Genomic DNA, 23,249 nt, shown 5'->3' with positions numbered 1-23,249 from the left:
GATACCGAACGGCTGCGCGAACCGAGGAACGAGCGCCCTCGGCGCTGCCCCTCGCGTGGCGCCGCACGCGCAGAGCGGCGAAGGTGGTGAAACGGGACGGTGACCGGGGTCGGAGCCGGGTCACCGTCCCGTGCCGAGGCCGAGGACACGGCACGGCCGTGGGCTTGCCGGGGACGAGGACACGGCACGCCCGTGGGCTTCTGACGGTCGGCCGCCCGCCCCGAGGGCGTGGCCCGGCTCCCTACGGCACCAGCACCAGCTTCCCCCTCACATGTCCCGATTCGCTCAGCTCCTGCGCCCGCGCCGCCTCCTTCAGGGGGAGGGTCTGGGCCAGGCGGACCGAGAGGCGGCCCTCCGTCGCAAGGCGGGCGTGGCGGGTCAGCCAGGTGCGGACCTGCTCGGGCGGGGCGGTGACGCCCGAGAAAACGATCCCGTGCTCCTCCGCGTCCTGCGCCGCGATCGTGACGATCCGTCCCGTCTCCCCGCCCATGAGCTCGACCGAGAGCGACAGCGTGTCGTGGCCCGCCGCGTCGAACACCGCGTCGACGCCGTGCGGGGCCGCCGCCCTGATCCGGTCCGCCAGGCCCTCCCCGTACGCCACCGGCAGCGCGCCCAGTTCGCGCAGATAGGCATGGTTGGACTCCGAGGCCGTACCGACGACCGTCGCTCCGGCCGCGACCGCGAGCTGGACGGCGACCGAGCCGACCACGCCCGCCGCGCCGTGCAGAAGGAGCGTTTCGCCCGCCTGTACGCCGAGGAGGTCGAGGACACGCGCCGCCGTCTCGCCGGCCACCGGCAGGCTCGCGGCCTGCTCCCAGGTCAGCCCGGCCGGCTTGGGGAGGAAGAGCGAGGCGAGGGCGTACTGCGCGTAGGCGCCGGTCGTCGTCCAGCCGAACACCTCGTCGCCGACGGCGACCCCGTCCACGCCCTCCCCGAGCGCGTCCACGGTCCCGGCGAACTCCAGGCCGGGCACGGCCGGGAAGGCGGTCGGGTAGAAGGCCTCGACCCAGCCGTAACGCCGTTTGTAGTCCACGGGGTTGACGCCGATCGCCGCCACCTTCACCCGCACCTCCCCGGTGCCCGGCTCCGGTACCGCCACCCCCGTCGCGTGCCGCAGCACTTCCGGCCCGCCGAACTCCTCGTACACGATCGCGTCCATCTCGTCCTCCTCCGTCTCGGCCCGCTCGGTGACGGATCAAGCGTGCGATCCCGAAGGGGGCCACTCCGCCCTCCCAACGGCCAGTCCCACCTGGCCGGAAGACCAGCCACGCGCGCGCCCCCCGGCCCTAGGCTGAAGCCCATGGACGCGACCACGCTGACGACCGCGTACGAGATCCTCCGGCAGCCGCTCGGCGAGATCCTGCCCCGGCTGTCGGTCGCCCTCGCGCCCCTCATCCCGCACCGGGGCGCGGCCGAACTCTCCACGCACTGCGCCCACTCGCCGTTCAAGTCCGTCGGCGGGACGGACCTGCCGGTCGCCGCCGAACTCACCCCGCTGCTCGACTCCGGTGTCCCCGGCGCCCCCTGGCAGGGCCGGTCGGCGGTCGGCGGCGCCGTACGCGAGGTCGTCGCCGTCACCAGCGACGCGACCGCGCGCCGGTCGGTCCTCGTGCTCGTACGGGAGGAGGGGTCCGCGCCCGTCGCCGAGGCCGCTCTGGCCGTCGCGCAGGCCCTGTGGGACCTGGTGACGAGCCACTTCGACCGGTTCGCGGTGGAGGCGCTGCCGGGGGCGCTCGCCCGTTCGCGGGCGGCGGCCGACACGCGCGCGCGGGTGATCGCCGAACTGTCGACGGCGCACGCCGCCGCCTTCTCGGGGGTCCTCGGCGTGCTGCGCAGCCGGGCCCTTGACGATGCGACCGCCCGGGCGACCGCGACCGATCTGGCGGTCTCCGCGCTGGTCGACATGCGGGCGGAGATCAAGCGGGACCGGCTGATCGCCGAGGAGCCGGCCCGTGAGGCGTTCGCCCGGCTCGCCGACGATCTGCGGCCGATGCTGCGACACAGCGCGGTACGGCTGGAACTGGGCCCTCCGGACTCGGACCGTTCCCTCGCGGCGGACGTGGCGCACAGCGCGCGGGCGATCGTCCGCGCGCTGCTGCTGGTGATCCTGGAGCAGGACTCCGTGCGCCGGGTCCACGTCGGCTGGCGGCTGACCGAGCACGAGCTGCGGGCGGCGGTGCGGGACGACGGGTCCGGCGGGCTGGACGCGTGCGACCTGGGGGCGGGCAGCATCACCGACCGTCTGGAGGTGCTGGGCGGTCACCTGGACATGGAGGCGGTACCGGGCTGGGGCACGACGCTCACCGCCGTGATCCCGCTCAAGAGCCCGGACGCGCCGGCCGGGGCGGCGGACCCGCTCACCGCGCTCGGGGAGCGTGAGCTGGAGGTCCTCACCCGGCTCGCGCTCGGCCACCGCAACCGGCAGATCGCGCAGGAGCTCCACATCAGCGAGTCGACGGTGAAGTTCCATGTCGCCAACATCCTGACGAAGCTGGGCGTGGCCTCGCGGGGCGAGGCGGCCGCCCTCTTCCACAAGGCGGCCTGACCACCCGAGCCGGCACCGGAGGGGCCTCGCCCATTGGGTCCCGCTCCCATCTCGCCCATGGGTCCCGCGCCCACTTCGCCCATGGACTCCGCGCCCGCCCGACGCGCTCGTGCCGCCCCGCCCCGCCGGTGGCCGCGCGCGTCGCGGGTCACTGTCAGTGGCGGGTGCCAGACTCGCACCCATGAGCGAGAGGTGGGCGCTGGCCGGCGAGGCGGAGGGTGGCGGGGCGCGGCTCGTCCCCCTCGGCCCCGACGGGCTGCCCGCGGGGCCGGTCCGGTGCGAGCCGGATCTGGTCGAGGCCGTGCGCTCCCGGCCCGAGGTCGCCCGCTGGGTGTGGCGGTCGACCGCCGAGGTGTATCCGCGCCTGCTCGCCGCGGGGGTGCGGGTCGAGCGGTGCTATGACATCGAGGACGCCGAGCAGCTCCTCCTCGGGCACGAGGGACGCCTCGGGGAGCCCCGTTCGGCCGCGGCCGCCCTCGCACGGCTGCGGAACGCGCCCGTGCCGCCCGACCCGCCGCAGCGGGCCGCCGAGCCCGGCTCGCAGGACTCCCTCTTCGAACCGGCGCCGACGGCCGAGGTCCCCTTCGCGGGCCTGCTGGAGGTGTACGCCGAGCAGCAGCGGCGCCATGACCGGGCCGGGCATCCGGGCCGGATGCGGCTGCTGACGGCGGCCGAGTCGGCCGGCATGCTCGTGGCCGCCGAGATGCACCGGGCCGGGCTGCCGTGGCGGGCGGACGTGCACCGGGAGGTGCTGCACGGGCTGCTCGGCGAGCGGTACGCCGGCGGCGGGGAGCCCCGCCGCCTCGCCGAGCTGGCCGACGAGGTGTCGGCCGCCTTCGGCCGCCGTGTCCGGCCCGATCTGCCCGCCGATGTGGTGCGGGCCTTCGCGCAGGCCGGGATCCGGGTGAAGTCCACCCGGCGGTGGGAGCTGGCGGAGCTGGACCATCCGGCGGTGGAGCCGCTGATCGCCTACAAGAAGCTGTACCGGATCTGGACCGCGCACGGCTGGTCGTGGCTCCAGGACTGGGTGCGGGACGGCCGGTTCCGTCCGGAGTACGTCCCCGGGGGCACGGTCAGCGGGCGCTGGACCACCAACGGCGGCGGGGCGCTGCAGATCCCCAAGGTGATACGGCAGGCGGTCGTCGCGGACGCGGGTTGGCGGCTCGTCGTGGCCGACGCCGACCAGATGGAGCCCCGGGTGCTGGCGGCGATCTCCCGCGATCCGGGCCTGATGGAGGTCGCCGGGCACCCCGACGACCTGTACACCCGGCTGTCGGACCGCGCCTTCTCCGGCGACCGCAACCACGCCAAGCTGGCGCTGCTGGGGGCGATCTACGGCCAGACCAGCGGGGACGGCCTGAAGAACCTGGCCGCGCTGCGGCGCCGGTTCCCCCGGGCGGTGGCGTATGTCGACGAGGCGGCGAAGGCGGGTGAGGAGGGCCGGCTCGTGCGGACCTGGCTCGGCCGGACGAGCCCGCGCGCGGTCGGCGCGGGCGACGCGGAGGAGGCGGGCCTGCCGCAGGAGGGCGGCCTCCCTCAGGAAGGAGGCGACTCCCCGGGCGCGCAGGGCGAGTTCACGCCGGGTTACGCCTCGGGGAACGCACGGGCCCGTGGCCGGTTCACCCGTAACTTCGTGGTGCAGGGCAGCGCCGCCGACTGGGCGCTGCTGGTGCTCGCGTCGCTGCGCCGGGCGACGGCGGGGATGCGGGCGGAGCTGGTCTTCTTCCAGCACGACGAGGTGATCGTGCACTGCCCGGCCGAGGAGGCGGAGGCGGTCACGGAGGCGATCCGCGCGGCGGGGGACGAGGCGGGCCGGATCGTGTTCGGGGAGACGCCGGTGCGCTTTCCGTTCACGACGGCGACGGTGGAGCGGTACTCGGACGCGAAGTAGGGCGGGAGGGGGCGGAAGGGGTGCACGGGGCGGAAGCGGCCCGCGGGCGGAGGAGGCACGGCCGGTCCGCGGCCGGTGGGCCGGCCCCCTGGACGGGGACCGGCCCACCGGGTCGGCACAACGGGTCCCGCCTGGCGCGCGGGCGCCGGGTGGTGCGGACGGGGGCCGGGTGGTGCGGACAGGCGCCGGCTGCGGACGCGTGCCGGCTCACGGACGGGCGCCGGCTTGCGGACAGGTTCCGGTTCGCGGACGGGGGCTAGCCGGCCGACGGGTGCTCCCACTTCGGGCTGAGCGCGATCGTCTTCAGCTGGTCCATCGTCAGCGCCGGCTCGGCGCGGGTGGTGGCCTCGTGCTGCGCGCCCGTGTTGAACGCGGAGACCACGACCCGGAAGCCGCCCTGGGTGATGGTGTCGGCCGTCCACCAGACGACGCCGGCGCCGCCCTTCTCGCCGGGCTGCTGCGTCAGCTTCACCCGGCGGCCGTCGGGGAGGGTGGTGACGTCGCCGCTGCCGAAGAGTTCGTGGGCGACGTCGTTCATGCCGGGCTGGACGTTGATCTGGACGAGGCTCCTGCCCTTGCCGTCGTCGACGACGACATGGCCGAACCCGGTGTCGCCGCCCTTGTCGACCACCTTGAGGCCCTTGGGCAGCAGGCCGGCCAGGGTCGCCTGGATGGCCTCCTCGTCCAGTTCGACCGGCGCGGGCGGCGCGTCGGAACCGCCCGGGGGCTCCTCGATCTCCGGAAGCTGCTCGATCAGCGGCAGCCACGCGGAGGTCGTGACCAGCGCCTTCAGCTGTGCGGCGTCGAACGGCGGGGTGTCCCGGCTGACCGGGGAGTCCTTCTGCGTGGCCGCGTTCCACTCGGAGACGTCGATCAGGGCGCCGTCCCGGGTGACCAGGACCGCCCGCCAGTTCTTGGTCTCCACCCGCTTGTCCGGGTACTCGTACCCCTGGAAGACCATGAGCCGGGAGCCGCCGGGCAGCGCTTCGCTGACGCAGGCGTCGTACGGCACGTACGCCTTGTCCGGGCACTCCACCTGGTCGGCGCCGTCGTCGGCGCTCTTCCCGACGCGGTTGAGGCTCAGCGTGAAGCCCGCCTTGCCCCGGCCGTCGTCGTAGACGCCGGTGACGGACTGGCCCGTCCCGTCCAGGCCGTCGAAGGTCCAGGTGCCGGCCGGCGTGTTCGCCTTCACCACGGCGGCGATGTCCTTGACCGGGATGCGGGCCTCCCCCGGCTTCCCGGCGGGGTGGGTGGCCTCGTCGGAGGCGCTCCGGCCGGTGGCCTTCGCGGTCGGTGTGGACGACCCGGCCACGGCCGTCCGCTCCGGCGTTCCGAGCAGATCGCCGCCGTAGAGGCCGCCGACCCCGACCAGGGCGAAGGCCATCACGCTGCCGGCCACCACGGCCGTGCGGCGGCGGGTCACCCGGCGGCGGCCGCGGGTGAGGCCCCCGGTGGCCAGCTCGTGGCGGTCGTCGGCGGCGAAGCCGTCACCCGTTCGGCGCAGGGCCTCACCGAGCCGCTCCTCGAAGCCGTCCACCCGGTCCCCGGCGCCGCGGTGCTCCCCGGGGTCCCCGGAGGGCCCGGGCCCCCCGTGCCGCCCCGCGGCTCCGTGCCGGTCGGGGTCCCCGTACGGTCCGCGTTCTCCGTGTCCGTCGTCGTTCAGAGGCATGCCGAATCACCGTCTCCGGTTCGATGGGTGAAATGTCGCAAGGTCAGAAGTCGAAAGGTCAGAAGTCGAGAGGGCGCGCGGTCACCGGGAGGCGAAGGCGGCGATGCTGCCGCCGAGGCTTGCGCGCAGCTTGCCCAGCGCCCGCACCGACCGGGTGCGGACGGCGGCCGAGCTCATCTGCAGGGCGGCGGCGGTCTCCTCGATGCTGCGGTCCTCCCAGTACCGCAGCACCACCACCGCCCGGTCCTTCGCGGTCAGCGAGGCCAGCGCGTCGAGCAGGGCGATCCGCAGGGCGGGATCGTCCGCGCCTTCGCGCGCCCGGTCGGGCAGCTCCCCGAACGGACGCTCGGTGGCGGAGCGCCGCCGCTGGTGGCCGAGGAACGTCCGGACGAGCACGGTCTGGGCGTACCCGGCCGGGTTGCCGACCCGCCCCATCCGCCCCCACCTCGCGTACAGCCGGCCCAGCGTCTCCTGCACCAGGTCCTCGGCGAGATGGGTGTCGCCGCTGGTCATGAGGCACGCGGACCGGAAGAGGTGCCCCGATCGGGCGGACGCGAATTCCAGGAACTCGTCCGCGCGTGACGTCTGCATGCCCTCCCCCTCCCCGTCCTCGTCGCTCCACCTCTTTGATGCGGCGGCCCCCGGGGAATGTTTCAGGTGTCGGGGAAAAAGGTTCGGGCGCTGGAATGTCTGAGCGGACCGAACGGGGGTATTCGGCGCATATGAACGCTTTCGTGATGCATTCGGCAGAGGCGACGATGGCCGCCGGGGTCTGGAACCGGGGCTTGGGCCAGCTTCTGGGCGGCCTCATCGTGGTCGCCGTGCTCATCGGCGCCTTCATCCTCGGCAAGCGGATCCGCGACCGCGAGCCCCGTCCCCCGAAGCCCGAGGAGCACCCGCACCGGCCGGCCGACTCCGGGCTGCCGGGCGAGACCTCGGAGTACCGCACGTCCACCGAGATGCCCCACACGGACGGGGAGCACCGGCTCATGCCGTACCAGCTGAAGAACTCGGGCGAGACGTCCGAGGAGCCGCCCACGGAGGAGAAGCGCAAGTGGGGCGGCATCTCGAGCGGCGGCTTCGGCAGCGGCGGCCCCGGCCACGGCGACTGACACCCACCCGCCCCCCTGCCACGGACTGAAGCAGCCGCCCTGGCCGTCGACCCGGCACGGCGCGCACCCGCGCCTTCGCCTTCCGGTCGGTGACGCGCCGAGCGCCGGGCGATCCGAGGAGACTCGGGTCGCCCGGCGCTCGATCACGCGTCCGGCCGGCTGGGTCGTGTGCTCAGACCGCCGCTCGGGCGGTACGGGTGACCCAGCGGGCGAGCACCGTCTGGGCGTCCTCCGCCGCCAGGTCGTCGAGGAAGGCGAGCACCCGGGCGTCACCGCGTATGACCGACACGATCCGGCAGGCGCGGGTGATGACGACCGTGCCGTTGGCGCGGTGTTCGTAGCCGAAGAGGCGGCTCCGGGCGGCGGGCGCGGGCGGCATCACTGGACTCCGATCGTTTGCTTGCGGCTGTCATGGGGCGTCGGGTCGGCCTCGACCGGCGGTGGTGCCGCGTCGCCGACGCCGAGCAGACGCAGCAGGGGGCCGGCCATGGCGGTCGTCGCCAGGGCCATGAGCACCATCATGGTGAACAGCTCCGGGCCGATCAGGCCGAGTTCCCGTCCGACTCCGAGGATCACGAGTTCGGTGAGGCCCCGGGTGTTCATGAGCGTGCCGAACGCCCCCGCGTCGCGCCAGCTCATCCCCGACAGTCGGGCCGGGATGGCCGCGCCGGCGTACTTCCCGATCACCGCCGCCGCCAGGACGAGCAGCAGGGCGAGGAGCCCGGAGGCGCCGAGGCCGCCGATGTCGACGGAGAGCCCGGTGATGACGAAGAAGACCGGGAGCAGCAAGGAGGAGGTCTTCTCCAGCGGGGTGGCGAGCTGCTGGTGCAGACGCGGCTCGCTGGACCGAGGCATGACAAGGCCGAAGGCGAAGGCGCCGAAGATGGCGTGGATGCCGATCCAGGACGTGGCGTAGGAGGAGAGGAACACTCCGGCGACGATCAGGACGAGCCGTACGCCGGTCTCCTGGCGGCCGGGGGTGGCGGCACGCAGGGCGCGGTGCAGCAGGGGGCGTACGACGAGGACCATCACGGCGGCGTAGAGGGCGGTCAGGGCGAGGACGGCGAAGAAGTCGCCGGTGCCGCCGGAGCCCGCCAGGGCCACCACGAGGACGAGGACGCACCAGGCGACCACGTCGCCGGCGGCCGCGCAGGCCATCGCCATGGCGCCGACGCGGGTGTGGCCCAGTTCGCGGTCCCGGATGATGCGGGCGAGGACGGGGAACGCGGTGATGGAGAACGCGGTCGCCATGTAGAGGACGAAGATGTCGGCGTCGACGCCGTCGGGGGCGGTCGAGCCGTACAGCAGCGCCGCCGCTCCGGCGCCGACGACGAACGGTACGGCCATGGCCATGACCGCGGTGGAGCCGACGGATCTGGTCCGGCCGCGCAGTCGGCCGAGATCCAGCTCCCAGCCGGCCAGGAACATGAAGAGGGCGAGGCCCACCTGGGCGAGCGCCGAGAGCGCGGGCCGCGCTTCGGGCGGGAAGATCAGCGCGGGCAGATCGCCTGGTAGGAGCCCGAGCAGGCTCGGGCCGAGCATCAGTCCGGCGGCGATCTCCGCGACCACCGGTGGCTGGTGCAGCCGTCGGCCGAGTGCGACCATCAGGGCGCCCACGACCAGGACGATGGCGACGTCCGCCAGGACGATCGCCTCCAGCGGCACACTTGTCGACGCTGCCATCGCGCCTCACCTCCTCTTGCCTCGACATCGGGTCGTACGGGTTCGTGCCGCCTCGGCCGAGCCGTCTCATCGGAGCCGTCTCCGCAGAACCGCCTCGCCGGAGCAGCCTCGTCGGAGCAGCGTCGGGTGACCGAGCGGTCGCGTGGGAGCCGTCTCGTGGGTGGCGGGGTCAGATCAGGACGCGGCCGGCGGCGGTGTCCCGGGTCTCGCGCGACTTGCGCAGGTCACGGGTGATGATCGCCTTCTGCAGCCAGCGGTCCGTGCCGTCGTACCGTGCGGTGAAGGCCTTACGGCCGTGCACGGCGAGGTAGTTGTCGACGACGAGCAGGGTGCCGGCCTCGACCACGACGTCACGGGTCGCGGCCTCCAGCTCCCGCACCAGCTCCTTGAGGGCTTCCTCGGCGGCGGCGTCACCGTCCACGCACCGCATGAAGAACGGGTCGATCCGCAGGTACGGCGAGTCCGGAGCACCGAAGAGGACGGCCACGGGCTCCGGCGTCTCGCGCATGGCGCGCATGCGCAACAGGCCGGGGTGGTCCGGCTGCTGGGCGGCCAGCTGGCGCAGGTGCTCGTCGTCGGGAAGGATGTAGAACCGCGGCTCGGAAAGGATCTTGCGGGTGTCCTCACCGAGGGTCACATCGCGCACGGAGGCCACGGTGGTCGGAACCCGGTCGTGGTTTCGAATTCCGAACAGGGCCAGATAATCGCAGCGATACGGATGGAAGCCGTCCTCGGTGTGCCATTCGAGGAGCACGTCGCTGCCGTGGCCACTCTGTTCGTTCTCCTCACCGGCGATCGGCAGCACATTCTGGATCATTCTTCCGGATTGCAGAGTCGGCCAGCTGAACACTTCCCCGAGGCATGTGCCGATCAAGGAGAGGAAGATTTCCTCGCGCCGGGTACGGACCGATCGGGCGGCTTCCGCCCAGTTCCGCGGGGTGGGGCCGACGGCCGTGTCGTCGACGGTGAATCCTTTGATCTTGAATGCGGCGGCCGGATCCTCACGGCGGAAATCGGCCACGAACCTCCGCAGGCCGGCGGGGATCCTCGCCGCGAGTTCCCACGCCTGGTCGTGGAAGAGCGGATCGCCCGGGTCGCGGTCCCCCGCCCTCAGGTCGGCGATCAGCGCGTCCAGCTGGGCGACTTCGTCGGCGGACAAGTCGTAGTGGAGTACGCCCTGGTCAATGGTCACGGAATTCGCCCTCTCTGGCGTGGGTGATGGCGGGGCGGGCGGGGCGGGGCCCCTGCTGCCCGGGGGAGGTCAGTCCCAGCCCCAGCTGTCGCCGTCGTCGTTCGGACCGGTCGCGGCGGTGGTGGGGCCGCTCTGCGTCGCGGAGGCCACCGGGTGGAGGTCCGCAGCCTGCGCGGTGCTGGTTCCCAGGACCGTCGTCGTGACGGCCGCAGCGCAGGAGATCAGGTAGACGAATGCCTTGCGTCGCATTTTCTCGTCCGATTCCGTCGAAGTGGCGGGAGGAAATTCCCCTCCCCCGGACGGCCGATGAGCCCGCCATTTTTGTGGCTCTCATTCACCGGCTGCCGCTGATAAATTTGCCAGGGTCCGAACGGGCGTCACAAGAAGTTGCGGTGGCACCAAGGTGCAGTGGCTGCAAGTGGCCAGGGAGGGTCCCGCGGGGGTGGTGGCGGGACCACCGTCAGAACGCCTTGCGGTGTTTCCCGCCACGCTTGCGCTCGTACATCTCGCGTCCGGCGGCCTCCCGGCGCCGCCATTCCCTGCTCAGTTCGGCGCGCAGCCGGGCATCGGTCCGCGAGGCGATCCAGGCGCTCTCGCGCAGCAGTTTGCGGTAGCTCTCGAACCGGCGGTGGGAGAGCGTGCCGGTCTCGACCGCGGCGAGGACGGCGCAGTCCGGCTCCGCGTGGTGTTCGCAGTCGTGGAAGCGGCAGTGGACGGCCAGCTCCTCGATCTCGGCGAAGACCTGCGAGAGCCCGTCGTTCGCCTCCCACAGGCCGACACCGCGCAGCCCCGGGGTGTCGATCAGCACCCCGCCCCGGGGCAGGAGCAGCAGTTCACGGGCGGTGGTGGTGTGCCGGCCCTTGCCGTCGCTGCCGCGGACCGGGCCCGAGGCCTGCTCCTCCTCCCCCAACAGGGCGTTGACGAGCGTGGACTTGCCCACGCCCGACTGGCCGAGGAGGGCGGAGGTGCGGCCCGTCAACTCGCCGGCGAGGGCGTCGAGTCCGGCGCCGCTGACCGAGCTGACGGGGAACACCGAGGCGCCCGGACCCGCCTCCTCGACGTCGGCGACGAGATGGGTGATGTCGGGGACCAGGTCGGTCTTGGTCAGGGCGACCACCGGCTGGGCCCCGCTGGACCAGGCCAGGGAGAGGAAGCGCTCCAGGCGGCCCAGGTCCAGCTCGACGGCGAGCGAGACCGCGATGACGGCGAGGTCGATGTTGGCGGCGAGGGTCTGGCCCTCGGAGCGCGCGGAGGACGTCGAGCGGGTGAAGCGGGTACGGCGGGGCAGCACGGCTCCGACGACGGGTGCGGCCGGCGGCGCCGGGTCGACGGCCACCCAGTCGCCCGTACACACGCCGGCGGCGGGGTCGGTCTCGGCTCGTAACGTACGGAGCGGGGCTCGGGGTCCGGAACCGGAACCGGAAGCGGAAGCGGAAGCGGAAGCGGAGCCAGAACCGGAGCCGGAGTCGGACGCGGAAGCGGACCCGAATGCGGCAGCGTCAGAGGCGGTGCCGACGGCCGGGGCCGGGCCGCTGTCCGTGGCCGCCACGACCACCTCGCAGCGGCCCCGGTCGACGCGCACCACACGGCCGGGCACCAGGCCCGCCTCCGCGTACGGGGCGAACGCGGCCGCCCAGTCGGTGTCCCACCCGTAGGCGGTGAGTGATGAATCGGCTGCACTGGTCACGGAGTTCCCCTCGATCGGGCCAGGTCGGGGTCATTGTCGGCACCACGGACCCCGGCCCGGGAGCGGCACACCGTCGTGGCGGTGAGCAGCAGTCCGTCCCTGACCAGAAAGCGCCCCTCGAAGCCGCGCAGCCGGACGCCGTCGACCAGCGGCCCGTCCACGAGCAGCCGGGCCGTGAACGTCTCCGTACGCGGCTGGAAGGCGACCGTGGCCTCCAAAAAGTCCAGCCAGCGGCCGGTGAGCGGCGACCACGCTTTGTAGACGCTCTCCTTGGCGCTGAACAGCGCGCGGTCCCAGTGGACATCGGGTCGCAGCGCCGCCAGGTCGGCCAGGTGGGCGCGTTCCTCGGCGTCCGTCACCATGTGGAGGACGCCGGTGCGGTCGAGGGCCTGGTGCGGTTCGGCGTCGAAGCCCAGCGCCACGACCTCCGTCACGTGCGCCACCGCGGCGGCCCGGTAGCCGGCGCAGTGCGTGATGCCGCCGACGATCCCGCCGGGCCAGACGGGGGCCCGGGAGGCGTCGTACGGGATGGCCACGCGCGGCTCGCCGAGGCGGCCCAGGGCCTGACGGGCGCACGCCCGCGCCGTGGTGAACTCCCGTCGCCGCGCGGGCACGGCGTGCGGCAGCAGGTGCTCCTCCCCGGGGAAGGGGACGGGCGGGCCCACGGGATCGCCGAACGCCTCCGCGGTCGCGACCGGTCGGGGCAGCAGCTCCTCGAGCATCCGCCCGCCTACCCGGCCTTCTCGAACGCGGCGGCCCCGGAGACCGCCCCCGCCTCCGGAACCTGCCCCGCCCCGTCCGCACGAGGGCAGCCGTGCGTCCGACGGACGGCGTCCGCCTCGGGGAGGTCGTCCGGCTCGGCGTCCCACCAGGCGATGGCCTGGTCGGGCGGATCGATCGGCATGACCGACTTGAACATGTCGTTCTCGACGTTGGCGAGACGGGCGTCGTACGGCCTGCCGACCGCCGTGAACGCCCGGTGGATGCGTTCGCGCCGCTTGTCGATCGCGGTCGCGTGGCGCTCGAAGGTGGAGGCCGGCTGGAGCAGGAAGTACGTGTGCGGGCTGCCGTGGTTGTAGCGCGGCGAGTGCTCGGGATAGCAGGGGGCGAAGGAGACGACGAAGAAGCGCTCGCCCTCGATCATCGCGTACCAGGTCTCGTCGGGGTGCGGGGAGTCCTGGATGTAGACGCTCGGGTACATCGCGCAGAGCGCCTCGAAGAACCGCCGGGTGAGCCGGGTCAGCGACTCGAGGGTGGCGCCGAGCGCGGGGTCCTCGAAGGTGAGGACCATGCCGTCGCGCTCCTCAGTCCGCGCGGTGCGGAAGAAGTCGGCGAGGGCGGTGCGGTGGCCGCGCAGTTCGGTCTCCACGTCGGCGGAGGTCACGGTGAGCGGCGGGCCCATCTGCGACGGCTTGGCGAACGGGCACAGGGTGGTCTGGACGATCCGGTCGAAGCTCATGGTCACCTCACGGGTTCACTTTCTGGGCGTCGGAACCGACGACGGGGGCGGACTGCGGGACGGCGGCCCGGCAGCCGAGGACGTAGAACCACCAGCCGGCGATCACCAGGGCGATGAGCGCGGCGAACATCGCGGTCGGCGAGGCGTGGACGAGGAGGAAGCCGCAGATGATCGGGCCGATGGCGACGCCGATGTGGACGAGGTTCTGGGCGCCGAAGTAGCTGCCGCGCAGATTGCTCGGGGCGATGGCGTCGATGAACATGTACTCGGCCGGCACGACGATCACTTCACCGATGGTGAAGACGACGATCGCGGCGACGATGATCCAGACCTCGGTCGACAGCGCCATGCCGATCAGGCCGAGGACGAACGCCCCGGTGCCCCAGGTCAGCCAGCGCAGCAGCGTCTTCTCCTTGAGCCTGCTGCCGATGACGTACTGGGTGGAGATGACGACGATCGCGTTGGCGGCCGAGATGTAGGCGACGAGCTGGTAGGCGGTGTCGCGGGACTCGACGAGGACCAGGTACTGCGACATGTACGTCAGCAGGGGGCCGTAGACGACGATGCTGAGGATGCCGCCCAGGGTGAAGAGCCCGAGCCGGCGGTCGGCCCGCATGACCCGCAGGACCTCGCGGAAGTTCATCGACTCCTCGTCGGAGGAGGCGGACGAGGTCGAGGACTCGGAAGCAGAGACGGAAGCGGAAGCGGAACCGGGATCCGCAGCAGAGGCGGAGGCGGGAGCGGAGACCGCGGCGGGCATCGCGCTTCCCGCCGTGAACAGCCTGCGGTAGATCACCAGGGGCAGCAGGGCCGCGAAGATCACGCCTGCGGCGAGCAGGAACGGGCCTCCGGTGCCGGCCTGCACGGTCCACACGCCGAGGAAGGGACCGACCGCGGCGCCGATGTTCTGCAGGGAGTAGCGCAGCGAGAAGACCTTCGCCCGGTTCTCCGAGGGCAGCAGGTCGGCGAGGAGCGCGTTGGCGGTGACGCTCATCGAGGAGGAGGCGGTGTTGGCGACGAGCAGGATGCCGATGACCACGAGCGGGGAGCCGACCATCGGCAGGGCGGCGTAGAGCACGGTCAGCACGATGTCCAGGACGATCATGAAGTGGACCTTCACGAACCGGTCGGCGAGATAGCCGCCGTAGACGCTCACCATCGTGCCCACGAGCAGGCACACGCCGAGGACATAGCCGATGGTGGCGCCGTTCATGTCCAGCGAGTCGTGCAGATAGATCGGCAGGTAGGCCAGGATGCCGAAGAAGCTGACCGAGCGCGCCATCGCGCAGAGCAGCAGGATCCTGACGGCGACGGGCAGTTCACGGACCAGGGCCAGCAGGTTCTTCATGCCGAACCCTCCGCCGCGATCGCTTCGATGATGTCGATGAGGGATTCCTTGATGGTGTCGATCCGTCGCCGGTCGAACAGGTCGGGGTGGTGGCCGAAGAGGATCTCCAGCCGCTCTCCGGGGATGACGGTGATGCCGAGCGGATAGTGGGAGACGCCCTTGGCGCCTTGGGTCCGCTCGCGCACGCGCGGCCCGTCGGCACCGGCGGACGGGTCCGCCTGGTCAGGGTAGTTCTGGAAGACGTAGTACGAGTCGAACAGTTCGCCCGCGCCGACCAGCCGCTGGATCTCGGTCAGACCGAGATGGCGGTGCGGGAAGACGTCGAGCTGGGCGGACTGGACGCGGCCGAGCGTCGCGCTCAGCGGCTCGCCCGGCTCCGAACGGACGCGGAGTGGAACGGTGTTGATGAGGAGGCCGACCACCGACTCGATGCCGTCGATCTCGGCGGGCCGCTCCGAGACGGTGGTGCCGAAGACCACGTCCGTGCGGCCGGTGAGCCGGCCGAGCTGGAGCCCCCAGGCGGCCTGGAGCGCGGTGTTGAGGGTGAGGCCGAGGCGGGCGCAGGCCCGCTCCAGGTCCCGGGTCAGCTCGGCGGGCAGGACGGCGCTGGTGGTGCGCGGCAGGACGTGGGGGGCGAGGCCCGGGCGGCCGACGCGCGTCGGCTGTTCGATCCCGGCGAGGTACTCCCCCCAGGCGTCGAGGGCGCCCTGCCGGTCCTGGCGGGCCAGCCAGGCGAGGTAGTCGCGGAAGGGGACGACCGGCGGCAGGTCGGCGGCGCGGCCCGCGTACAGGTCGAACAGGTCCTGCCAGACGACGGCCATGGACCAGCCGTCGAGGAGGATGTGGTGGTCCGCGACGAGGAGCTGGTGGCGGGTGCCGGAGAAGCGCAGCAGCGAGAAGCGGAGCATGGGGCCGGCCGCCAGGTCGAAGCGGAGCGCCGCGTCCTCGGCGACGATCCGGTCGGCCGCCGCGGTCCGCTCCTCGGGGTCGAGTCCGGTGAGGTCGTGGAAGCGCCACGGCACCTCGACGGAGTCGGGCACCACCTGCACGGGCGTCTCCAGGCCGCGTACGGCGAAGCTCGCCCGCAGGTTGGCGTGGCGGGCCAGGAGTCCCTGCGCGGCCTGCCGCAGCCGGTCGGCGTCGACGGGCCCTTCCAGGTCGAAGAGGGTCTGTCCCTGATAGGGGTCGTCGTCCTTCTCCGGATCGGCGGCGCCGGCGTGCAGCAGCAGGCCCTGCTGGAGCGGGGCGAGCGGCAGAACGTCCTGAAGGCCGGGGTAGGTCCGCTCGAGGGCGGTGAGGGTGGACTGCTTGAGGGACAGGAGCGTCACGTCGGAGGGGGTGAGGCCGCTGAGTTCGGGGTGGTCGGTGAGCCCGGCGAGGCCGGTGAGCAGCTGGGTCCACCGGTCGGCGAGCGCGGCGACGTCCTCCTCCGTGAAGAGCGCCGGGTCCCACCGCCAGACGGTCTCGGCCCCGCCGTCGTTCCGCGTCCGTACGTCGAGCAGGAGGGGGTACGGGGCCGGTGCGGCGTCCATGTCGAAGCGGAAGCAGACCTGCGAGGGCGCGAAGGCGTCCAACTGGACCTGGTCCCGGGCCTGGGCCTGGGCTTGGTCCCGGGCCTGGTCCTGCCGCAGATCGGCGTAGCCGCGTCCGCCGGCCGGGAGCGACCGGACCTGTTCCTTGACCCGCTTCAAGGCGCGGGCGAGCCCGCGCGGATCCGCCAGGCTCCGGTCGAGGTTCGCCAGGCCGGGGGTGAGCCGGACGGGAACCGGGTCCGGGACCTCGGGGGTCGCGAGGTCGATCCGGAGCGCGGACGTGGCCGCCGGGACGCGTCGGCCGCGCCACTCGATCAGCGCGGGGGCGAGCGCGGCGAGCGCGAGGGAGGCCGGGTCGGCGTGGAACATCCGCGGCAGGGTGGTCAGCAGCGCTTCCGCGAGGTCCGCGGGGAGCACGCGGCTCGTCTCGGCCCGCGCACCGCTCGGCGCGCCGTACGCCGGGTCGGGGGTCTCCAGCGTCTTGAGCCAGTACGGCAGAGCGTCTGCCGTCTCCGCCGCCCCTGCTCCGGCCGTGCCCGCCGGGGCGGTCTGCTCGGCGGCGCGGGCGACGAGCGCCTCGACGGTCTGGTACTGGAAGACGTCCCGGGGCGTGATCACGAACCCCTCGGCGCGGGCCCGGCTGACCAGTTGGATGGAGCGGATGGAGTCGCCGCCGAGGTCGAAGAACTGGTCGTCGACGCCGACGCTCTCCAGGCCGAGGACGTCGGCGAAGAGCCGGGCGAGGGCGATCTCGCGTGCGGTGCGCGGCGGGCGGACGGCCCGCGAGGTGAAGTCCGGGGCCGGGAGGCGCCGGGTGTCGAGCTTGCCGTTCGGGGTGAGCGGCAGCGTGTCGAGGGGGACGACGGCGGCCGGCACCATGTGCTCGGGGAGCGTCCTGGCGGCGTGGCGCCGAACCTCCACGGCGAGCGTGCGGCCGTGGTCCTCGGCCCGCGGGTCGTTGCCGTGGTCGTACAGCGACCGGCCGTCGGCCGCCTTGTGGACGAAGAGGTCCGTCAGCAGCGGCCGGACGGCCTCCGGAGCGAGGAGGACGGCGTCGAAGCGGTCGCCTTCCGAGGCGTCGGTCCAGGTCAGCCGGGCGGTGTAGCCGAGCTCCGCGGCCAGCGCGTGCACGGCTTCCGGATCGATTCCGGGGCGTTCGCGGGTGTCGAGGCCGAGATCCCGCACGCGGGCGGCCTGTTCCGTACGGAGCAGGTGGGCGGCCTCGACCTCCGCGGCGACCCGGTGGTTGGGGATGCCGGTGACCCGGAGCACGTCCGGCCGCGTCCGCGCGATCCGCTCCCGTACCGCGTCGAGGCCCGCGTGGTCCGGCCGGTCGCTGCCGGGCCCGGTGCCGCCGGGGCTCGGGACCTTCCCGTCCTGCCAGATCATCTCTTCCGCGTCGCGTACGGAGACGAGGTCCGCGCCCCGCTTGTGCAGGACGACCTCGTAGCGGAAGTCGGTCAGTTCGTTGCGGTGGTGGCCGCGCTTGAGCTGGATGTCGACGCCCGCGACCTCCGTGATCTCCTCGGCGATCCGGCTGAAGAACGCCGGGTCGAGGAGGAGTTCGCTCTCCAGTCGTTCGGTGTGCGCGACCAGGTCCCGGGCCGCCGCGACCGGTTCGTCCGCGTGGGCACCGCCGTGCAGCGCGGTCGCGGTGAGGAAGGGGTGGAGCAGCCGCAGGTGCCGGATGTCGCCGAGGAAGATCCGGCCGCCCGGCTCCAGGAGCTCCATGGCCTGGCGGAGGACGTCGAGCAGATAGGCGACGCTCGGGAAGTACTGGGCGACGGAGTTGATGACGATGGTGTCGAAGCGCCGGCCGGCCAGGTCGCCGATCTCGTGGGCGGCGAGGCTGCGGAGGAGGACCCGGTCGCGCAGCTCCTCCGACTCCTCCACCCGGGCGCCGAGCGTCTGGATGAGGGAGGGCGAGAAGTCGACGCCGGCGTACGTGTCGACGTGCGGGGCGACCTGCCACAGGATGAGGCCGGAGCCGACGCCGACCTCCAGCACGTGCCGGGGCTCCAGATCGAGGATCCGGGCGACGGTGGCGGCCTGCCACTCGCGCATGTCCGGCAGCGGGATCGGCTGGTTGTCGTAGCTGCTGTTCCAGCCGGTGAAGTCCTGCTCGACGCCCAGGTCCTCCTGCTCGCTGTAGCCCTGTTCGTGGATCTCCTGCCACTTGTCGACGTGCGCGATGTCGTCGGCGAGACCGGCGCGGTCGGCGGTGCCGGGGGCCTTGGGCACGACGTAGCCGATGAGCTGTTGGTGGCCGGGGGTGTCCTCGCGGACGACGACGGCCGACTGGGCGACGCGCTCGTGGGTGTCGAGGACGGCCTCGATCTCGCCCAGTTCGATGCGCATGCCGCGGATCTTGACCTGGTCGTCGGCGCGGCCGACGAAGTCCACGACGCCTTCCCCCGAGGGGAGGGTGCGCCACTTCGCCAGGTCGCCGGTGCGGTACATCCGGGAGCCGGGCCGGCCGTAGGGGCAGGCGACGAACCGTTCGGCGGTCAGGCCGGGGCGGTTGAGGTAGCCGCGGGCCAGGCCGTGGCCCGCGAGGTACAGCTCGCCGGTGACGCCCGGGGGGACCGGCCGCAGCCAGGCGTCCAGGACGTACACCCGGGTGTTGGGCAGCGGACGGCCGACGGGCACGGAGTCGGCCTCGAACTCCGGGCCCGCGCTGCCGCACTCCCAGTACAGCGCGTCGACGGTCGCCTCGGTCGGACCGTACGCGTTGATCATCGTGCGGCCGCGCGACCAGGTCGCGGCGAGGCCCGGCGGGCAGGCCTCGCCGGCCACCATCAGGTGCTCCACGTCCGTGAGGGCGTCCTCGGCCATCGAGCCGAGGATCGTCGGCGAGAAGGTGATGTGGGTGGGGCGGTAGCGGGCGGTCAGGGCGCGCTGCCGGTCGGGCGAGAGCAGCTCCTCGGGAGAGGTCAGGATGACGGCCGATCCGGCGAGGAGGGTGCAGCACATCTCGCAGAAGGTCGGATCGAAGTTGATCGAGGAGAACTGCAGGAAGCGGGAGTAGGCGTCGAGCCGGAACCGTTCGATGTAGCCGCGGGCGAGGTTGGGGATGCCGCGGTGGGTGACGGCGACGCCCTTGGGCCGGCCCGTCGAGCCCGAGGTGTAGATGACGTACGCCAGGTCCTGCGGGCGCAGCGGGGCGCGGCGCTCGGCGTCGGTGGGGGCGTGGCCGGGCAGGGCGGCCAGCTCGGCGCGGTCGTCCGGGTCGGCGAGGTCGAGCCGGATGACGTCCCGCGCCTCCGGGGGCAGTTTGGCGAGCAGGTCGCCGGTGGTGAGGAGGGCCTTGGGGCGGGTGTCCTCGACCATGAACGCGAGCCGGTCGGAAGGGTAGTCCGGGTCGAGCGGGAGGTAGACGCCGCCGGCCTTGAGGATGCCGAGCAGGCAGCCGAGCAGTTCGGGCGAGCGGCGCAGGGAGAGTCCGACGACGTCGTCGCGGCCGACTCCGTGGTCGATCAGCCAGTGGGCGACCTGGTTGGCCTGCCGGTCGAGGGCGGCGTAGCTCAGCTCGGTGTCCTCGTGGACGAGGGCGAGCGCGTCGGGGGTGCGGGCGACCTGGGCCTCGAAGAGGGCGGGGAAGGTCGCGTCGGGCAGGTCGAGCGCGGTGGCGTTCCAGGTGTCGAGGACGGTGGTGCGCTCGGCGTCGTCGAGGAGGTCGATGTTCTCCAGACGGCGGGCGGGGTCGGCGACGACGGTGTCGAGGACGCGCAGGAGCTGCCGGGCGAACCGTTCGACGGTCTCCCGGTCGAAGAGGTCGGTGGCGTACTCGATCTCGCCGCGCAGTCCGCCGGGGCGTCCGTCGGGGCCGAAGCGCTCGGTCAGCTCGATGGTCAGGTCGAACTTGGAGGTGTGGGTGGGCACGGTCTCGTGGACGGCGGTGAGGCCGTCGAGCCGCCATGCGGGCTCGATGTTGTTCTGCAGCACCAGCATCACCTGGAACAGCGGGTGGTGGCTGGTGGTGCGGGCGGGGTTGAGGACTTCGACGAGGTACTCGAAGGGCAGGTCCTGGTGCTCGTACGCGCCGAGGTTCGACGCGCCGACGCGGGCGAGGAGTTCGGTGAAGGCGGGGTTGCCCGAGGTGTCGGTGCGCAGGACGAGGGTGTTCACGAAGAAGCCGACGAGGTCGTCGAGCGCGCTGTCGGCGCGACCGGCGAGCGGGGAGCCGAGCGGGATGTCGGTGCCGGCGCCGAGCTTGGTCAGCAGGGTCGCGGCGGCGGCCTGGAGCACCATGAAGAGGCTGGCGCGTTCGCGTCGGGCGAGCGCCTGGAGCCGTTCGGTGAGCTCGGCGGGCACGTCGAAGGGGACGACATCGCCGCGGAAGGTGGCGAGCGCCGGGCGCGGCCGGTCGGTGGGGAGGTCGAGGAGTTCGGGGGCGCCCGCGAGCCGTTCCCGCCAGTAGGCGAGCTGCCGGGACATCGTCGAGTCGGGGTCGTCCGCGGAGCCGAGCAGCTCGCGCTGCCACAGGGTGTAGTCGACGTACTGCACGCCGAGCGGCGGACGGTCCGGGGCCACATGGGCGCGGTGCGCGGTGTAGGCGTCGCAGAGGTCCCGCACCAGCGGGGCGAGGGACCAGCCGTCGCTCGCGATGTGGTGGATGCACAGCAGCAGGACGTGGTCCTGGGGTCCGGTGCGGAACAGGTCGACCCGGACCGGGATCTCGGCGGCCAGGTCGAAGAGGTGTCCGGCGGCCCGGTCGACGGCGGCGCGCAGGCCGGACACGGGGACGTCGTGGACGGTGACGTCGACCCGCGCCTCCTCGGCGGGGACGACGATCTGCTCGGCGCCCTGCTCGCCTTCCGCGAAGTACGTCCGCAGGCTCTCGTGCCGTACGAGCAGGTGGTCGACGGCCGCGCGCAGCGCCTCGAGGTCCGGCTCGCCGGTGAGGCGGACGGCGATGGGCAGGTTGTAGGTGGTGCTCGGCCCCTCCAGGCGGTGCAGGAACCACAGCCGCTGCTGGGCGTACGAGACCGGGACGCGCGCTCCGCGCTCGCGGACGCGGGGCGCCGGGCGGGCGGGAGCGCCGCCGTCGAGGCGCAGGGCCAGCGCGGCGGGGGTGCGGTCCTCGAAGACGGTGCGCAGCGGGAGTTCGACGGCGAGGGCCGAGCGGACCCGGGCGACGAGGCGGGTGGCGAGCAGCGAGTTGCCGCCGAGGTCGAAGAAGCTGTCGTCGGCGCCGACCCGGTCGACGCGCAGCACCTCCCGGAAGAGGTCGACGAGGGCCCGCTCACGGTCGGTGGCGGGTGCGCGGTACGGGGTGGAGTGCGCGAACTCCAGGGCGGGCAGGGCCTTGCGGTCCACCTTGCCGGCCGGGGTGAGCGGGAAGCGGTCCAGGACGGCGATGCCGGCGGGGACCATGTGCGCGGGCAGCCAGGCGCGGAGCGCTTCGCGCAGGGCGACCGGGTCGGGGGTGCGACCGGGGGCGGCGTGGCCGGGGGCGGGGACGACATAGCCGGCGAGGTGGCGGTTGCCGGAGGACCGGCTTCCGCGGTCGGCGGCCTCCGGGGCGGTGCCGGGGGCGTCGTCGCGGACGACGACGCGGGCCTGGGCGACCTCGGGCAGGCGGCGCAGCGCCTCCTCGATCTCGCCGAGCTCGATGCGGTAGCCGTGGATCTTGACCTGCTCGTCCACGCGGCCGAGGAAGTCCAGGGCTCCGTCGGCGCGGCGGCGTACGACGTCACCGGTGCGGTACATGCGGGCGCCGGGGCCGCCGAAGGGGCAGGCCACGAACCGTTCGGCGGTGAGCGCGGGCCGGCCGTGGTAGCCGCGGGCCAGACCGTCCCCGGAGAGGTACAGCTCGCCGGGCTCGCCGGGCGCCACGGGTGCCAGGCGCTCGTCGAGGACATGGACGCCGGTGTTCCACATCGGGGTGCCGATGGTGACCGGCTCGCCGGCGCGCACGGGGGCGACCAGGGACCAGATGGTCGTCTCGGTGGGGCCGTAGAGGTTCCACACCTCGGCGTGGCCGTCGGCGGACAGGAAGTCGGCCAGGTCGCGGGGGAGCGCCTCGCCGCCGCAGAGCAGCCGGGTCCCGGCAGGCACCTCGACCGGTGTCCAGCCGGCCTCCCGCAGCAGCTGCCACAGGGCGGGCGTGCCCTGCACCAGGGTCGGCCGGGCCTCGGCGAGGCGGCGGCGCAGGGCGGCCCCGTCGACGGTGGTCTCGCGCGGGACGAGGTGGAGCGTGGCGCCGTTGACCAGCGGGAGGTAGAGCTCGAGCCCGGCGATGTCGAAGGAGATCGGGGTGGTGGACAGGACCACGTCGCCGGAGTGCACGCCGTGGTGCGCGGACATGAAGGCGAGGAAGTTGCCCAGCGAGCGGTGGGTGACGACCACACCCTTGGGCCGGCCCGTCGAGCCGGAGGTGTAGATGGTGTACGCGCCCTGCTCCGGGCCCGTGAAGCGGCCCGTCGGGTTGCCGCGGGCGCCGGTGCTGCCGGGGCCCCCGGCCTTCGGGGCGGCCAGGTCGGCGGCCGGGACGAGGACAGCGGTGGAGGGGGCGACGGGGCCCAGGCCCGGTGCGACCTCGGGGGTCGTGACCAGCGCGCGCGGGCGGGCGTCGGCCGTCATGTAGGCGAGGCGTTCGCTCGGGTATCCGGGGTCCAGCGGGAGGTACATCGCACCGGCCTTGAGCGTGCCGAGCAGGGCGGCGACGAGGTCCGGCGAGGAGGGCAGGGCGACGGCGACGGTGTCCTCGGGGCCGATGCCCCGGTCGATCAGCCAGTGCGCGACGCGGTTCGCCCGCTCGTTCAGCTCCCCGTACGTGAGGGCGGGCCCGTCGCCGCGCACGGCGACCGCGGACGGCTCCAGGGCCGCCCGCTCCTCGAACCGGGCGACGAGCCCGGAGGTCCAGGCGGCGCCGGGCCCGACGGCGCTCTCCAGCCGCGCGGTCATGACCGGCCGTCCCTTCCGGTGGAGCCCGCCGGTGCGAGGGCGGTCCAGTGCTCCTCGACGTAACCGAGGCAGGCGGCCCGGACGTCGGGGCCGAAGGCGGTGTCCCATCCCTCGGGGACGGCCACGAAGTCGGGCCAGAGCGAGTGCTCGCCGGCCTCGTTGGTCAGGACGCGGTAGACGCCCGACTCGTCCTCGAAGGGGTTGCTGCTTGACTGGTCCATG

The 23,249-nt window shown here is 73.3% G+C and carries 16 protein-coding genes; 3 read left to right on the top strand and 13 right to left on the bottom strand.

The features are described 5' to 3' along the window. Positions 1-241: 241 nt before the first annotated feature. Complete coding sequence (locus ACZ6RC_RS21550; protein ID WP_391140365.1) at positions 242-1,159, bottom strand: NADP-dependent oxidoreductase; 918 nt, start codon at positions 1,157-1,159, stop codon at positions 242-244. 141 nt (positions 1,160-1,300) lie between these two features. Between ACZ6RC_RS21550 and ACZ6RC_RS21545 the strand changes: the two genes are divergently transcribed. Then, positions 1,301-2,545: a LuxR C-terminal-related transcriptional regulator gene (locus tag ACZ6RC_RS21545; protein ID WP_469585540.1), complete on the top strand. Its 1,245-nt coding sequence runs from the start codon at positions 1,301-1,303 to the stop codon at positions 2,543-2,545. Positions 2,546-2,726: 181 nt separating this feature from the next. Beyond that, positions 2,727-4,436, top strand: a complete 1,710-nt coding sequence (locus tag ACZ6RC_RS21540) for a bifunctional 3'-5' exonuclease/DNA polymerase (protein WP_469585533.1) — start codon at positions 2,727-2,729, stop codon at positions 4,434-4,436. Positions 4,437-4,692: 256 nt separating this feature from the next. Here ACZ6RC_RS21540 and ACZ6RC_RS21535 read toward each other — a convergent pair whose 3' ends face one another. Together ACZ6RC_RS21535 and ACZ6RC_RS21530 are read right to left on the bottom strand one after the other, a co-directional pair. After that, on the bottom strand, positions 4,693-6,105 hold the full coding sequence (locus ACZ6RC_RS21535) for a hypothetical protein (protein WP_469585530.1): 1,413 nt from the start codon (positions 6,103-6,105) through the stop codon (positions 4,693-4,695). Positions 6,106-6,186: 81 nt separating this feature from the next. After that, on the bottom strand, positions 6,187-6,696 hold the full coding sequence (locus ACZ6RC_RS21530; protein ID WP_453618405.1) for a SigE family RNA polymerase sigma factor: 510 nt from the start codon (positions 6,694-6,696) through the stop codon (positions 6,187-6,189). 143 nt (positions 6,697-6,839) lie between these two features. Here ACZ6RC_RS21530 and ACZ6RC_RS21525 point away from each other — a divergent pair, with 143 nt between their 5' ends. Next, a complete protein-coding gene (locus ACZ6RC_RS21525) occupies positions 6,840-7,217 on the top strand; it encodes a DUF6479 family protein (RefSeq protein ID WP_391140360.1) in 378 nt (125 codons plus the stop codon). Between the two features lie 172 nt (positions 7,218-7,389). On the opposite strand, the gene ACZ6RC_RS21520 is transcribed toward ACZ6RC_RS21525, so the two are convergent. From ACZ6RC_RS21520 to ACZ6RC_RS21475, 10 genes are all read right to left on the bottom strand, one after another. After that, a complete protein-coding gene (locus ACZ6RC_RS21520) occupies positions 7,390-7,596 on the bottom strand; it encodes a hypothetical protein (RefSeq protein ID WP_469585526.1) in 207 nt (68 codons plus the stop codon). After that, complete coding sequence (locus ACZ6RC_RS21515; RefSeq protein WP_469585523.1) at positions 7,596-8,900, bottom strand: cation:proton antiporter; 1,305 nt, start codon at positions 8,898-8,900, stop codon at positions 7,596-7,598. The genes ACZ6RC_RS21520 and ACZ6RC_RS21515 overlap by 1 nt, the downstream gene beginning before the upstream one ends. A 169-nt stretch (positions 8,901-9,069) precedes the next feature. Further along, positions 9,070-10,092 (bottom strand): guanitoxin biosynthesis L-enduracididine beta-hydroxylase GntD, encoded by a 1,023-nt coding sequence (gene gntD / locus ACZ6RC_RS21510; RefSeq protein WP_391140357.1) that lies wholly within the window; start codon positions 10,090-10,092, stop codon positions 9,070-9,072. Between the two features lie 69 nt (positions 10,093-10,161). Next, complete coding sequence (locus ACZ6RC_RS21505) at positions 10,162-10,341, bottom strand: hypothetical protein (protein ID WP_391140356.1); 180 nt, start codon at positions 10,339-10,341, stop codon at positions 10,162-10,164. 211 nt (positions 10,342-10,552) lie between these two features. Further along, positions 10,553-11,779 (bottom strand): ribosome small subunit-dependent GTPase A, encoded by a 1,227-nt coding sequence (rsgA, locus tag ACZ6RC_RS21500; RefSeq protein ID WP_469585519.1) that lies wholly within the window; start codon positions 11,777-11,779, stop codon positions 10,553-10,555. Further along, the gene (locus ACZ6RC_RS21495; protein WP_391140354.1) at positions 11,776-12,501 is read right to left on the bottom strand and encodes a 4'-phosphopantetheinyl transferase family protein; all 726 of its coding nucleotides are present in this window, start codon (positions 12,499-12,501) and stop codon (positions 11,776-11,778) included. Before ACZ6RC_RS21495 ends, rsgA begins: the two co-directional genes overlap by 4 nt. Before the next feature lie 8 nt (positions 12,502-12,509). Next, positions 12,510-13,238 carry a YqcI/YcgG family protein gene (locus ACZ6RC_RS21490; RefSeq protein ID WP_469585515.1) on the bottom strand — a complete coding sequence of 243 codons (729 nt, stop codon included), beginning with the start codon at positions 13,236-13,238 and terminating at the stop codon, positions 12,510-12,512. 7 nt (positions 13,239-13,245) lie between these two features. Next, positions 13,246-14,586, bottom strand: a complete 1,341-nt coding sequence (locus ACZ6RC_RS21485) for an MFS transporter (protein ID WP_469585512.1) — start codon at positions 14,584-14,586, stop codon at positions 13,246-13,248. Continuing rightward, positions 14,583-23,027 (bottom strand): amino acid adenylation domain-containing protein, encoded by an 8,445-nt coding sequence (locus ACZ6RC_RS21480; protein ID WP_469585510.1) that lies wholly within the window; start codon positions 23,025-23,027, stop codon positions 14,583-14,585. Before ACZ6RC_RS21480 ends, ACZ6RC_RS21485 begins: the two co-directional genes overlap by 4 nt. After that, a complete protein-coding gene (locus ACZ6RC_RS21475) occupies positions 23,024-23,248 on the bottom strand; it encodes an MbtH family protein (protein ID WP_391140350.1) in 225 nt (74 codons plus the stop codon). The genes ACZ6RC_RS21480 and ACZ6RC_RS21475 overlap by 4 nt, the downstream gene beginning before the upstream one ends. Between the last annotated feature and the right edge of the window lies 1 nt (position 23,249).

The organism is Streptomyces sp. NPDC048353, assembly GCF_055587165.1.
The sequence above is the reverse complement of the archived record's forward strand: the minus strand, read 5'-3'. Positions and strand labels throughout refer to the sequence as shown.